Raw genomic sequence first — 13,405 nt, 5'->3', positions numbered from 1 at the left:
GCCGGGCTATTTCCAGCGCGGAGCGCTGGAATGGTCCGGAATTCTGCGAAACAGAATTGGGCCGGAATGCGCGGAGCGAATTCCTTTCCCTTTCGAATTGCAGCGCAGCGGAAATTCGAATTCGGTCGCAGACCGAATGGGAAAGCGCGGAGCGCTTGACTGCATTTCGAATCCAATTACTCGCGGTTGAAATTCGAGAATTATCAATTTCGAGTTTCTGTAATTCCGAAGGAATTGCGCCGCACTCCTTTTTCCGGGGTGAATTGCGGTTGGTGGTGGCCTCCCGTGGTAGTAACCGAGAGTAGAAATCGAACAGACGTACCCATGGCCGGTACGACGAACGCCACTTTTCCCAGTAGGGCGACGTTTTCCGGGGGGCACGGGGGGCACGGGGGGCACGCTGCCATAATCGCAGGTCAGATGGGGTGTAAGCGTGCCCCCCGGAAAACGCGTGCCCCCCGGTTTCGGGGGGCACGGGGGCACGATCGGGGGCACGGGGCCCCGCTCGGGGGGCACGCCGGTGGCCCCGACGTGGCCCGGGGGCACCGGGACCGGTCACTATCCGTGGCCAACGCTGCCGGGCCAAACGAAAAGGGAATTCCCCTCCCGACGTCGGGAGGGGAATTCCCCGTGGTAATTGCTGTGCCTGTTGCAGCTCAGGCTCTTATCCGGCGGAGTAGCTTCTTGCGTACGGAGTCGTCCTCCCGCGCGAGCCGCAGCAGCTCGCGCACGACCTCGGCCTTGTCCAGGCGGGTGCGCCGTGACTCGTCTCGCAGCATCAGGACGAAGTGGTCCACTTCGCTGGCCTCCTCCGGATCGAACCGCACGGTGGTCGGTACGGCGGTCGCGGCTTCGGGGGCAGGGCGCTTGCCGCCGCGCGTCCGTCCCGGCCGGGGTGCCTGACGCGGTTCGGGCGGCTCCTCCTGGTCGTGCTCCTCCTCCTGGCCGTCGCCCCGGCCGCCGACCCGCAACGGCGAGACCTTCGGCGTCAGCTTCGGCGGTCCGGCCAGAGGGGACGTGCCTGCGGGGATGTTGCGCTCCTTCGGCGGGGTCACGCGGCCGGCACCTCCTTCACGAAGCGCTGGGCCAGGTTCTCGAACACGGCCCGCACTTCGTGGCTGTCGCTCTGCTGGTCGAGCGTCTGCGCGTACTCGTCGGCGTTCGTGATGAGCGACCGGCGCGGGATGACGCCCCACATCGCGTCACCGAACAGCTTCCGCGCGCCGTCGAGCTGCCCGACGTGCGCCCCGATCCGCATGTCGTACGCCGACACGACGACTCCGAGGAACGACAGCTCCGGGTTGGCCAGGTCTTCCCCGGACGCGCCCACGAAGTCGCGGTAGCGGACCACGGCCTCCACCGAGTCGTGTTCCGGCTCGGTGCTTCCCAGCGCGTAATGGGCGGCGGCCAGCCCCATCTGCGTCAGGTGCCCGAGGGAGGGCGGGCAGTCGATGAGCACGTAGTCCAGGTGGTCGTCCGCACCCTTCAGCGCCTTCGCCAGTCGCCGGTACGCCCCGCGTTGGCCGGCCTCGGTCGCGCGGTCCTCCAGGGTGAACCGCGCGGGCATCAGGACGATGCGCTCCGCGTAGTCGGCCGTCCAGCCAATGGGCTGCCAGACCTGCGCCGCGACGCCTTCGGCGTTCGCCTCGATGGCCTCGGACGTGGTGAGCGGCGGGTCGTTCGGGTCGTCCTTCCACCCGAGCCGCCGCGACGCGTTGCCCTGCGGGTCCAGGTCCACGACGCCGACCCGGAACCTGGCCTTCGCCAGGGCCTCGGCCAGTCGCACCGCGAGCGTGGTCTTCTTGGCCCCGCCCTTGTTGTTGCCGATTGCGACGCGTCGCGCCATCGGTCCTCCTCCTGTTGTCGTCGGGGGCAGCGTAGGGCCTCCTGTGGCCCGCTGGTGACGCCACGACGTCACGCACCCGTGACGCCACTAGAGAGTCTGTAGCGGCCCCCTGTCGCGCCCTCGGCACACCCGGGGGGAACGGCCCTTCCCCGCAGGTCACACCGCGCGACAGCACCCCCAACGACAGGGCCACGCGACAGGGCACGCGACAGCCCCGCGCCCGATGATCCGGGCGCGGGGCTGAGAGGGTTGCAGGTCAGTAGTTCACGGAGTGGATGACGGACGCGCTCACGTTGATCAGGCCGCCGGGGATGCCGTACGCGTCGGCCACCAGCGGGATAGCGATGTCGTAGTGCGGGCCGCCTTCGCCCTCCATCGCGTCGATGAACGTCTTGACGTCCTGGCCGTGCAGCGTGCCGGACATGGTGCCCTCCCACTCGGTATCGGAGATCACCCAGATACCGTCCGCGTCCACGTGCAGGTGGCCCGGGTAGGACCGCTCCGGGGGAGCCTCCTCCCCTTCGCCACCCTCCCCGACGTCGCCGCCGCCCCCGCCGGCCTTTTCGCCGGGGGCCGGGCCTTCGCCCCCGCCGCCCGGCCCGGCCGGAGCCGAAGGCGGAGCAGGAGTCGGCGCCGGAGGCGCTTCCTTCGGTGCCTTCTCCTTCTTCTTCCCCCGGCCGAACAGACGGCCCAGGAGTCCGCGCTTCTTCTCCCCGCCACCCTCGGCCGGGGCCGCCGGGGTCGGCTCGGGAGCCGGTGCGGGAGTCGGCTCCTGGGGAGTCTCCTCCGGGCCCTGGCCCTTGTCCTTGCCGCCGCCGAGTCCGAACTTCCACCACTTCGCCATGGGTCACTCCCCCCGGTACAGGTAGGTGTCCAGCGCCGAGTGGACGCCGAACTTGTTGTCCTTCTCGCCGAGCAGGGGCAGCAGCTCGCCCATGGGGGCCGCGCCCTCGATGCTCCAGGCGCCGCCCTGAGTCCCGATCCGCATGGACTCCGGACGGGCCTCCTCGGAGTCGGCGGCGTCGCTGGCGAACGTCACCGCGTCCACGTAGACGCTCAGCGGGAGCCGCCCGTCCTGCTCCGCGAACTTCCGCAGGTTTCGGTACATGTTCGCCGTGGCGTGCGTCAGGATCATGTGCGCCCAGTCGGGCCGGAAGTACACGTCGGCCCGGTAGTCGCGGCCGGTGTCGAAGTCCTCCTGCGGACCCTGAGCCCGCGCGAGGTAGCCGCGGAACGACTGGTACACGCGGCCGTTGATCTGCTTGGCCCACTTCGCGCCCGGACGCCCGGCCTCGGCCGCCGCCACGATCCGCATACGGCTGGTGGACACCAGCTTGTACATGCCCGACAGCGCGGCCTTGCTGGTCTCCCAGTGCCAGGACTCCAGCACCTCCGGGGCCCACTCGGGGTACAGCTCCCGCAGCAGTTCCATGCTCGGGGTGGTCACCCAGAACCCGCCGTCGTGTGCCTCGCGGAACACCAGCTCGGGCAGGCCCGCCAGACCCCGGCCGGGGACGTCGGCCACCCGCCAGTACCCGGCGAACCGCTTGTCGTACTCGGTGCCCGCGTCGCCGTGGGTCGGCTCCCCGACCCCGAGCTTGACTGGACCGTACGCGGCCAGCCACGCGGCCACCTTGTCGTACCGGTGGACGTACCCGGCCGCGCTCTCAGCCTCGGTCGGGTCGCGGTGCCAGTGCTGCGGAACCATCACGGGCACCGTGTTGCCGATGGCCGGGGGCACCGTGCGGTCGCGCACGGCCTGGCACAGCACGTCGTCCCGGCCCCGGCCGCCGGCGAAGTCCTCGCCGGTGCGGTTCGGGCTCAGGTAGTACGGCACGACCTTCGGCCGCTCCTGGGTGCCGTGGACGGTGGACGTCAGGAACACCATCACCGCGTCGAGGAGAGTCGCGGGGTCGGGTGCGCCGCCGAACCCGCCGCGCCCGGCCTGCTTGGCCTTGTCGAACCGGTTCTCGTACGCGGGCACGGCCACCGACAGCCGCGCGCCCTCCCGCTCACCCTGCGGGTGCAAGATGAGCGTCATCCACGTACTCAGCCCCTCGGGGGCCATCTCCGCGACCGGGGAGCCGTCGCCCGGGGTCGCCCACGGGTGCACGACGGGCGTCTGCGGACCCGGCGCCTTGACCGTGTTCTCCTGCTCCATGCCCAGCGTCCGCCGCTGGGCGTAGGAGGGCAGGCCCATGGGCTCCAACGCCTCCTGGTGCAGCCACAGCGTCTTGAGGTTGTACGCCTCCATCAGCGCGGGCACGTCGTCCACCGAACGCGGCATCGGCACCGCGACCGGGGTCCGGTTCGGCCGGTGCAGCACCCCGTTGCCCAGGACGCCGAACCGCGTCGCGGACAGCGTGCGCCCGCTAGCCCGGTCCACCAGGGAGGCGAACACGGAGTCGCTGACGTCCTCGGACCCGGCCGGGAACACGACGGCCGGCGGGGCGGTCGGCTTGGGCGGGGCCAGAACACTGGTGACGTCATGACGCCGTGACGTCGTGACGCCGGAACCCTGGCCCCGGCCAGCGGCGGAGTGCTTCCGGTACGCGTCCATGGCCCTCTCCTCCGCCCGCACCGTGGCGGAGTCATCGGCCGGGACCGCCGACTTGTCCGGGGTCACTTGCGGGGGCTCCTCGCGGTCCGCGAACGCGTCCTGCGCCGCCTTCGAGTCGAAGATGTACGCCCGGCCGGGCACCGCCGCCCGCAGCTCCTTCGTGGGGTGCTTGGACGCCAGCTTGGCCGCCTCGGTCTTCACCAGGACGCCGCGCTTCTCCAGCTCCTTCAAGCCGGGCACGGGCGTGTCGATCCCGGCCGCCTTCGTCACCTCGGACAGCGTCGAGACGTACACGTGCACGCGGCCCTGGTGGAAGTAGCCCAGCACCCGCCGCGGCTTGTACTCCAGCGTCCGCCACGCCTCGGGCGCCAGGACGGTGGACTCCACCCAGGAGGCAGGCTCCTGCGCGATGGCCCCGGCGACCTTCTCCCACAGCACCTGTCCGGGGGAGAGATGGGTCTCGATGACGTCACCCAGGACACGCGGCAGCTCCCCGAGCGCGTCCTCCTCGGCCTTCGCGCCCAGCTCGGGCACACCCAGAATCTCGGCCAGCATGTACGCGCCGACGCACCACGTGCCCATGATCCGGGCCAGCGTCAACGGGATGCCGCCCGCCTCCCGGGCCTCCTCGGTCGTGAGCCGACCCACGATCTCGGAGTGCAACTCCCGCCACTCAGCGACCCGGGCCCCGGTGAACATGTCGGCCTCCCGCGCCCACACCAGCGGCCAGCCGTGGAACTGGGAGGCGATCTCCCACGCTTCCGCGCTGTCGTCGGCGCACGAGAAGAACGGCGCCTGGAGCTGGAGCAGACGGGAGGCCAGGGACTCCACCTGACCCTGGCGAAGCAGCGACTCGTTCGAGCTGGTGACGAAGATGGAGTGCCAGGTACCCGCGCCCTGCCTGCGGTTCCCGCCCTGCCCGAGCCGCCCGCGCTTTCCGCCGGCCACGATCCGCTGGAACAGCTTCTCCAGCTCGGGCAGCGACACGGCAGAGGAGGACGTCTCCTCACGGCACATCGGCAGGTAGCGCGCCTCGATCAGCACCTCGGGCAGGAACAGCCCGGTGTTGTTCATCGACCCGAACAGCTCGTACGTCGATTCGTCGGGGTCGCCCATCAGCGCGCACATGATCTTCTGCGTGGTGGACTTCCCGATCTGCCCGCCACCGGTCAGGTTCAGGATGTGCGCGGGCACGCCCTTGAGGCTGGACACCAGCGGCCCGGCGAACATCGCGGACAGGGCCAGCGTGGTGCGGGGCGACTGGCTCGCCTTGGAGAACACGGTCCGCCACCCCTCACGGGCCGCGCCCTGGTCGGGGTCGCTGGTCCGCAGGTAACCCAGCTCCTGGGCGTCGACGTCGGGGAGGACCAGGCCGCCGTCCTTGTCCTTGACGGGGATGGCGGGGATCTCCCCAGCCGCGCGTACCTCCTCGGACATGATCCGGGCGTACGCCTGCCGTTCGTCGGCGTTGACGGGCCGGTCACGCCCGGCCTTGTCGGCCCAGGTGCCGTCCAGAACCTCCTCCGCGCTCACGATGCGCGGGCCCTCTTCGGTCTCGATCTGATAGGCGATCTTCGTGTGCCGCCGGTCGGACATGCGGAAGGTGATCCGGCCCAGGATCACGGGGACGGTGCCGATGGGCAGGGCCGGGGCGGACTCCTTGGAGCGGTGCAGGATCATCCGGTCCGTGGGGCGGAAGTACCACCCGGACTTGACGCCTGCGATCAGGCGAGCCCCGGCCGGGACTCCCTCACGGTCCAGGTTCGAGACCGTCGCGCCCTTGCCCCTCTGCTGCTGCTTGGGGACTTCTTCCGCAGACTTCGGCGTCTGCGGGGACTGCTGGTTCACGTGTGCCCTTCTGGGCCACCGCCGGAGTGATCGTCAGGAGGGGGGAGGAGAAATCTCCCCACCCTGGCCTTACACTCGGAGGTGACTGAGTGAGTCACGCGAACCCGCTTTCCGGACTTCGACCCTCTGAGGCTTCGACCCCTCAAAGGACCCGGATGCGGGTTTTCGCGCGTTTACGGATCTTGTCTGCGGTTTCGTGCAGCTTACGCCGCGTAGCGGACACCCCTACTGCCGGTAGGGACACCACTTCTAGTCGCCGTTCGGCGCCCTGCCCACCAGCCCGGACAGAAGCTCGATGATCCGAGCGTTCGCCGCCTGCTGAGCCGTGTTCGCCTCGCGCTGTTCGGTGATCAAGCCGTCCAGCTTCTCCTCAACGGTCATCAGCCGGTTGTCCATGGTGGCGACGTCGCCCCGGACGATCTGGAGCGCGTTCTCATACCGGCGGGTCAGCGCGGCGATCTCGCCTTGCGCGATCGGGTCCTCGGGCATCGTCTTCCCTCGTTCGGTGGTCGGTCCAGTGTGCCGTGTGGGTTAGTCGCCGGTGACCTTGTACTGGTTGAAGAACCAGCGCCCCGGGCCCGATACGGACTCCCCGACCTCGATCGGTTCGCCGTCTGCGTCGCGGTACGTGTTCCGTCCGAGTAGGACCGGTGTTCCAGGCTCCAAGCCCAGGGCTTCCGCCTGTTCGGCGTCAGCCGTACCAACGGTCTTCCGCTCGTCAACGACATGGGTACGGCGACCAGTCGCGGCCTCGATGGCGGAAGGGGTGCCGCCGCGGATTCGCTCCGTGGACAGAAGCGCCGGCGCGACCTCGGCCATGTCAGCGGTGAACCACGACGTGGATGCCGACACGGGGCCGGTCTCGTCGTGGGTGACGCGCTGACGTCGAACCGCCATCTCCCCGGGCCCGATGCCCAGCGCCTCAGCAACGTGCGCGGGGGCGGGAGCGAGACCCGCCGCCGAGATCACGGCGTACTCGTTCGGCGCGTAGATCTTCCCCGTGGTCAGCATCCGGATTGCGCGGTCCGATGCACCTCGGTGCACCTGAGCGCGAACGAGAGTGCCGACCCCGGGCAGCGCTTCGGCCAGGCCGTCCGCCCGGAGGGTCGCCAGAACCTTGGCGGCCGTCGCGTGGGCCAGGTTCCAGTCCTCTGCGATCTGGCGAACGGCGGGCAGGCGGTCCCCGTCCTTGAGATCCCCGGCAACGATCTGCTTCCGGAAGTGCTGTACGACCTGCATGTACGGCGGGGTCCGCTCGATCTGCGGAGACATAACCGTCCCTCCTCTGTGACGTTCTAGACCATTGCGTCTCACATGCTACCGGCTGATCCACACGTGTTCTAGTAGTTGACACGCTCCACGTGTTCTAGCACTATCGGAGCGCGGCACTGATCCGGCATCTCACCTCCGGACCAGCGCCTGAGACCGAACCACCTGCCCTAAACCAGGAGGTTGATCCTGTGTCGAATTCTATCGACGCAAGGCCGCTCACCATGGAAAGCGCGGACCGGCTTGACCGGCTGTTCCGCCTCTACAACAAGCGCCTTCTCGGCTTCGCCGTGACCCGCACTCGGGACTACGCCGCCGCCGAGGATGTCGTTTCGGAGACCTGGCTTCGCGCCGCTGTCTCCCTCTCCCAGCTCCAGGCCGACGATGCTCACGCGTACGGCTGGCTCCGCTCCATCGCCTTCCGCGCCGCAGTGGACCAGTACCGGCCCCGCCGTGCGAGCGAGCAGCCCCGGGACTGGACGGACGCCGTGGCGTCCTTCTCTCTCCCGGCCACGCCGCCGGCGGATGGTGACGCGCTCGCCTTGGCGGACCTGTCCGTCTCGCAGTGCGCGGCTATCAAGCTCGCGGCCCAGGGCTTGACCCATCGCGCCATCGCGTCCCGGATGGGCCGCTCGCGCGGCGCGGTCTACTCCCACCTCCACCGCGGTGCCCGCAAGCTCCGGACCGCGATGGAGCGGAGCCAGCCGTTGCCGATGCGGCCCACGCCGCATGAGCGCGACGGCCGCCAGCCCACCCCGCAGCCCGCCCGCCCCCACTCCCGCGCGTTCGTCGCGCTGGCCGGGTGATCGCCGTGGACGACGCCAAGGCCAAGGAGCTGTCCAAGAAGCTCGGGGAGACGAACCGAGACTCCTCCGAGAACAAGTCCGGGAAGCGGTGACCGCCGTGGGCCTCTTCCGCGAGTCGAAGAAGCACGACGACGCCCGGACCTACCGCCTGCTTGACGGCCTGGAGGCCGCGTACGCGGCCCGGACCGGTGACCCCGTGGACGGTGGCGACCTGACGCCGTTCGAGGAGGTCGTTTTGGAGGGAGCCGCCCCTCTCCCCGGCGAGACCTACCCGCCCGCCGGCCACACGTTCCCGAGGAGGGGCTGACATGGCGAACACCCGCCAGTTCGACCGGATCATCCGGGACACGAAGCACAAGCTCAAGGCCGTTGAGAACCACGAGATGTGGGCGCTGAGCGCGGGCGACCAGGCGAAGTTGGCCGGGTACGGCACGCTCGCGTTCGCCAAGGCGACGCGGCTCAAGTCCAGCCCGATGGCGGAGCGCGCGTTCGATCGCATCTGGTCCGAGGCCGCCGCCCGTCTGCGCGCCGAGGTCACCGCCGCCGAGACCGCGAAGCAGCAGCTGCTCAACGAGGCCGCCGCCGCGAAGGTCGCCAAGAAGTCGTCGGGGTGGTGGTGACCATGGCATCCGCCAAGGCGACGAACCCGCCCAAGGGGCAGTGCACGCAGTGCTGGTTCCACGCGTACGGCTCTCGGGAGGCTCACCGCGGCTTGGGCCCGCGCGAGGACTGCCCGGCGTGCGTGGACCACATGCGCAACGGCCACGGCAACATGATCGTGGGGGGCTGACGATGCGGACCCTGCTCGCCCTCCCCGCGTTCTACCTGGTCTCCCGCGCGCCGCTGGTTGCCGAGATCGTCGTCGGCGTCGGCCTCCTGGTCCTCCTGGGCGACCAGGGGATGCCGCTCGCGTCCAGCCTCACCGTCCTGGCCATCGGCCTCCTGGGCGTCCTCGCGGTCCGCCTGGCCGTGGCCGCCCCGATGCTCCGCACGACCAACGGCGGACGCCGCACCGTCCAGGACGCGTGCTGGCAGGCCGCCGAGGCCGTAGCCGACTGGGCCGGATGGCTCCCGGCCGAAACCCCCGAAGACTCCCGCTGACTCCCCCGCTGGTGACGTCACGACGCCACGACGCCGTGACGCCGTGACGTCACCAGCGCCCCGAAAGGACAGCTCACCGTGAAGTTCAAGACCCAGAACCGAACCCGCACCGTCCAGCACACCGTGGACGGCACCACCAACGAGGTCACCGAGCCGTACGAGGTCCGCGTCCCGGTCCTGCCGGCCGACTGGGACCAGCGAGCCATCAAGGCCGCCGTCGCCGTGGTCATCCTGCTCACGACCGTGGCGGTCGTCTGGTCCACGTTCTCCATCGGCGCCCTGCTCAACGGCGGCATCGGGTACGCCGCCGCCGGGGTGTTCGACGCCGCGTGGATCGTGAACGTCCTCCTGGAGTACCTGGCCCGGTTCGACCCGAAGAAGCGCGCGTTCTCCAAGAAGCTCGGGTGGGCCCTGCTCGCCGCGACCATGGGCGCGATCTTCTGGCACGGCCTCCTGGCCGGGTCGGTCGCCCTCGGTGTCGTCGGCGCGGCCGTGAGCCTGTTCGCCAAGGTGCTGTGGATGGGCGTCATGCGGTTCATCAACCGCGACCTGTCCGACCGTGACCAGCAGTGGGTGGCCGCCGAGATCAGCAAGGCGAATGCCCAGCTCGCCATCGCGGGTGTCCGCCGCCAGGTCGCCCGTGCCGAGAACCGCGCGGCCCTGGAACTCCTGGCCGCCGAGCAGGCCCGGGGTGAGGTCTCCGAGTGGCTGAGCAGCGTCCAGACGTCCGCCCCGGCCGTCGAGACTGCCCCGGCTCCGGTCGCCGTATCCGCCCCGTCCGCCGCCCTTGCCGAGATCGTGTCCGCCTCGGCGGATGACGTCACGGACTCACGACGCCATGACGTCACCAAGCCCGGATTCCCGCTGTTCCAGGCTCCGGAGATCCGCACGGATGAGGACGGATATCCGGCCCGCGACGTGTCCGCCGAGGTCAGCAGCGCGGACAACGTGCGGACCATCCGGCCGGACGTCCGCCCCGAGCCGGAGCCCGTGCATGCCAGCGCGGACCCCGAGGAGGAGCGCGTCCCTGAGCAGCGTCCCGCGTCCATCGCCGGTGAGGTCCGCCGGATGGTCTCCGAGGGCCTGACGGACGCCGACTACATCGCCAAGTCCCTGGCCGGACGCTTCGGCCGGACGGACGACGACCCGAAGTTCGTCGGCACGGTCAAGCGCTACGTCCGCGAGGCGAAGAACACCACCGCCGACGACCAGGCCCACGGCCTCTACCTCTGAGCGGAGACAACGCCATGACGCACACGCACATCGTCACCAGCCACGGCGCCGACTTCTTCGGCGTGGACACCCACCCGACCAAGAACGTCCGCGCGCTGGCCGACCACGCCCGGGGCGTCCTGCCGTACGACGGCCGCGAGCCCCTGACTCGCCTCCTGGAGTCCGCCGGCACCCAGCCGGAGACCGAGGTCCCGGCAGACCAGGCCGACGTCCTCGCGGACCTCCTGGGCAAGGTCGCCGCCCACCGGTTCACCAAGCCGAAGGCCGCCGTCCTGGCCCGCCTCCTGGCCGACTCCGCCGCCCGCGCGGCGGCCGAGGGCGAGTCCTGGACCTGGACCACCAGCACCGCCGCCGTCGTCGTCGCCTGAAACCCGACGTGTCCGGTCCGGACGAGAAAGTCCGGGCCGGACTGTCACACGGCAGCCGATTTCGACACCTGTAGCAGATGACCGCCCGCTCTCGAAAATTCGGGAGAGCGCTGTCAGTCCCACCAGCCACAATCGCCAGATCACGGGCGGTTGACACTGGGGATTCGCACCGCCCGGCAGGCCACCTCCTGCCAGAGACCAGACCTGCCGGGCGGCCGGGTCCCCCGAGTACGAGGGGAACTCCGTGCAGAGCATGACTCACCTGAGCGCGGCCCACACCGCGACTCCCAGCCCCGCACCCGGATCGGGTGGCGGGGCATCCGTCGACGTCGGGGCCATCGTTACCGGCCTCTCCAAGCTGATCCCCGGCGGCAGCATCACGATGCTGGTCGTCGCCGTTCTCTTCCTCGCCGCCGCTGGCCAGAAGGGCAAGAAGGCCAGGGGCCAGAACACCGACTGGAAGAAGGGCGACAAGGCGGTCGGCGCGGTCGTGGGCGGCATCTTCCGCGCCCTCTGGTCGATCCTGCGGTTCGTCGTGCGCTTCCTCGCGGGCCGGGAGCTGTACGGCGAGCCGAAGTCCGACGCCACGTTCTTCAAGGCGGGCACCGGCCCGTCCCACGAAGCCCTGGCCACCGCCAAGGCCCTGCCCGTGGCCCAGCTCGGGTCCGTGGCCGCCGCCCCGGCCGTGAGCCTGACCAAGCCCGCACGGCGCACGCCGAGCCCGTGGGCGGTCAAGCTGGTCAAGGCGCTCACCGACTACCGCGGCCGGGGTGCCCGTGCCCTCGATGTCGCCGGCCGCGTCGCCGTGTGGGTCGCCCGCTGGGTCGGCCGCACCTGGCGTCTCGCAGTCCGCGTCCACGCGGCGGTGTGGCCCGTGCTGCGGGGCGTCTCCCGCCTCCTGGCCTCCTGGTCCCGCTGGCCGTACTACGCGCGCTCCCTGGGCCGCCTGGCAGCCCTCCTGATCGCCTTCGGCCTCCTGGTCCCCGCCTACCGCTGGCCGACCGTCGGCGTCCTCCTCCTGGCCCTGGTCGCCCTGGTCGTCTTCGGCCGGCGCTTCAAGCCGAAGCAGCCCGGCGACGACGCGAAGCACGGCCCGGCCCTGTGGGTCCTGCTCCGCGACGACCTCGACCTCCCCGAGGGCGAGCCCATGGAGCACTGGTTGGCCCTGCCGCACCGCCTGGCCGACGAGACCGCCACCATCACCGTGCGCCTGCCCTGGACGTTCCGGGGCGACGACTCAGGCCGCGCCCGTCTCAACGACCTGATCGGCTCCCGGGTACCGGGGGAGTGGGTCTCCCGCTGGACGCTCCAGGCCGAGGACCACTACGCGGTCTGGACCCACAAGCCCGCACCGAAGCCGAAGCCCGAACCGCCGGCCGGAGTCGATTTCCTCAGCGACGAAGTACAGCGGTTCCTTAACGGCCTGGAGCCCGGGGAACTTCTCGTCGGCGTGGACCCCTTCGGGCGGTTCATGACGAAGCGCCTTTCCGGCGAGACGTCGCACTGGGCCCTGTCCATCGGGTCCGGCGGCGGAAAGTCGGCATTCCTCTACATGCTCATCGCTCAGCTTGTCCGCCAGAAGGCAACCATCATCGCCCCGGACGTGAAGATGGCCTCTCTCGACTGGTACGAGGGAGCGCCCGGAATTCACATCTACAACGACCCCGAGAACGTCCAGGACATGCGCGCCGCTATCAAGTGGGTGCGCGAAGAGACGAAGGCCCGGACGTACATCAAGAAGAAGAACAAGGGACGCAAGTTCCCGCCCCTCGTTCTCATCATCGAAGAGGGCAACGAATTCGGTGAACTGTCCAAGGAATGGTGGGCCGACAATAAGCCGGACGGAGCCAAGGCCGGTGACCCCATTTGGGGCGACGTCGCATCCATCATGCGCCTGGGCCGGTTCGTCAACGTCCACGTAATCGCGGTATTCCAGGACCTTGACGAAAGGGTCTTCGGAAACAAGGGTCTGCGGTCACTCTTCAACCTCATCTTTATGGGCAGCTACAGCCCGCAGCAGTGGAAGAAGATTATTGCCCGCACCCCCGTCCCGGAATCCCCCCGGAAGTCCGGCCGCATTATCGCGGTAGAGGGCGCGGTTGAAACTCCGTTCCAGTCCCCGTTCACCCCCGAAGAGAACTTCCGGGACTACGTGGACCACTGGCGCGTGGTCACGGGGTACACCCTCGGGTCCGACGTCTACGGCCTCCCGCCGGCGCGTTCCGCGGCCGAGGTCCCGAAACTCCTTGACCTGTGCCAGCGAAGATGGGTCGTTTGCCACCGAAGTTGGACCAACGCTAGTTTGTGACAGCGAAGTTGGGCTGGTGGGGAAAGTGTCAGGCGGGGGATGTGGTGGGGGCACCTGTCCGCGCAG

Annotated in this window: 15 protein-coding genes; 9 read left to right on the top strand and 6 right to left on the bottom strand. The window is 69.8% G+C overall.

Annotated features, from left to right (window positions below):
- A partial coding sequence (locus QMK24_RS39100; protein WP_283471660.1) for a hypothetical protein occupies positions 1–305 on the top strand: 305 nt, incomplete at its 5' end.
- 351 nt (positions 306–656) lie between these two features.
- Here QMK24_RS39100 and QMK24_RS39095 read toward each other — a convergent pair.
- The 6 genes from QMK24_RS39095 to QMK24_RS39070 form a co-directional block, all read right to left on the bottom strand.
- Entirely contained in the window at positions 657–1,055 is a 399-nt protein-coding gene (locus QMK24_RS39095) for a hypothetical protein (protein ID WP_283471659.1), read from the bottom strand.
- The gene (locus QMK24_RS39090; RefSeq protein ID WP_283471658.1) at positions 1,052–1,846 is read right to left on the bottom strand and encodes a ParA family protein; all 795 of its coding nucleotides are present in this window, start codon (positions 1,844–1,846) and stop codon (positions 1,052–1,054) included. The genes QMK24_RS39095 and QMK24_RS39090 overlap by 4 nt, the downstream gene beginning before the upstream one ends.
- Positions 1,847–2,102: 256 nt before the next feature.
- Complete coding sequence (locus tag QMK24_RS39085; protein ID WP_283471657.1) at positions 2,103–2,690, bottom strand: hypothetical protein; 588 nt, start codon at positions 2,688–2,690, stop codon at positions 2,103–2,105.
- Between the two features lie 3 nt (positions 2,691–2,693).
- Positions 2,694–6,254 (bottom strand): DUF927 domain-containing protein, encoded by a 3,561-nt coding sequence (locus QMK24_RS39080; RefSeq protein WP_283471656.1) that lies wholly within the window; start codon positions 6,252–6,254, stop codon positions 2,694–2,696.
- A 249-nt stretch (positions 6,255–6,503) separates the two neighbouring features.
- Positions 6,504–6,743: a hypothetical protein gene (locus QMK24_RS39075; protein ID WP_283471655.1), complete on the bottom strand. Its 240-nt coding sequence runs from the start codon at positions 6,741–6,743 to the stop codon at positions 6,504–6,506.
- 42 nt (positions 6,744–6,785) lie between these two features.
- A complete protein-coding gene (locus QMK24_RS39070; RefSeq protein ID WP_283471654.1) occupies positions 6,786–7,526 on the bottom strand; it encodes a GntR family transcriptional regulator in 741 nt (246 codons plus the stop codon).
- 188 nt (positions 7,527–7,714) lie between these two features.
- On the opposite strand from QMK24_RS39070, the gene QMK24_RS39065 reads away from it, so the two are divergent.
- The 8 genes from QMK24_RS39065 to QMK24_RS39030 all read left to right on the top strand — a co-directional run bounded on the left by QMK24_RS39065 (position 7,715) and on the right by QMK24_RS39030 (position 13,339).
- Positions 7,715–8,329 carry an RNA polymerase sigma factor gene (locus QMK24_RS39065; protein WP_283471653.1) on the top strand — a complete coding sequence of 205 codons (615 nt, stop codon included), beginning with the start codon at positions 7,715–7,717 and terminating at the stop codon, positions 8,327–8,329.
- Positions 8,330–8,417: 88 nt separating this feature from the next.
- Positions 8,418–8,636, top strand: coding sequence for a hypothetical protein (locus QMK24_RS39060; protein ID WP_283471652.1), 219 nt, complete (start codon positions 8,418–8,420; stop codon positions 8,634–8,636).
- A gap of 1 nt (position 8,637) precedes the next feature.
- Positions 8,638–8,949, top strand: a complete 312-nt coding sequence (locus QMK24_RS39055; RefSeq protein ID WP_283471651.1) for a hypothetical protein — start codon at positions 8,638–8,640, stop codon at positions 8,947–8,949.
- A gap of 2 nt (positions 8,950–8,951) precedes the next feature.
- A complete protein-coding gene (locus tag QMK24_RS39050; RefSeq protein ID WP_283471650.1) occupies positions 8,952–9,119 on the top strand; it encodes a pRL2-8 in 168 nt (55 codons plus the stop codon).
- A gap of 2 nt (positions 9,120–9,121) precedes the next feature.
- Complete coding sequence (locus QMK24_RS39045) at positions 9,122–9,430, top strand: hypothetical protein (protein WP_283471649.1); 309 nt, start codon at positions 9,122–9,124, stop codon at positions 9,428–9,430.
- A gap of 78 nt (positions 9,431–9,508) precedes the next feature.
- Positions 9,509–10,663 carry a hypothetical protein gene (locus QMK24_RS39040; RefSeq protein WP_283471648.1) on the top strand — a complete coding sequence of 385 codons (1,155 nt, stop codon included), beginning with the start codon at positions 9,509–9,511 and terminating at the stop codon, positions 10,661–10,663.
- A 14-nt stretch (positions 10,664–10,677) separates the two neighbouring features.
- Entirely contained in the window at positions 10,678–11,031 is a 354-nt protein-coding gene (locus QMK24_RS39035) for a DUF7739 domain-containing protein (RefSeq protein ID WP_283471647.1), read from the top strand.
- A gap of 244 nt (positions 11,032–11,275) precedes the next feature.
- The gene (locus QMK24_RS39030) at positions 11,276–13,339 is read left to right on the top strand and encodes a hypothetical protein (protein WP_283471646.1); all 2,064 of its coding nucleotides are present in this window, start codon (positions 11,276–11,278) and stop codon (positions 13,337–13,339) included.
- Positions 13,340–13,405 lie beyond the last annotated feature (66 nt).

The sequence above is a fragment of the Streptomyces sp. PH10-H1 genome (assembly GCF_030063355.1).
In the GTDB taxonomy this organism is placed as follows: domain Bacteria; phylum Actinomycetota; class Actinomycetes; order Streptomycetales; family Streptomycetaceae; genus Actinacidiphila.
Note: the sequence above shows the minus strand (reverse complement) of the source record. Positions and strands in the feature narration are given on the sequence as shown.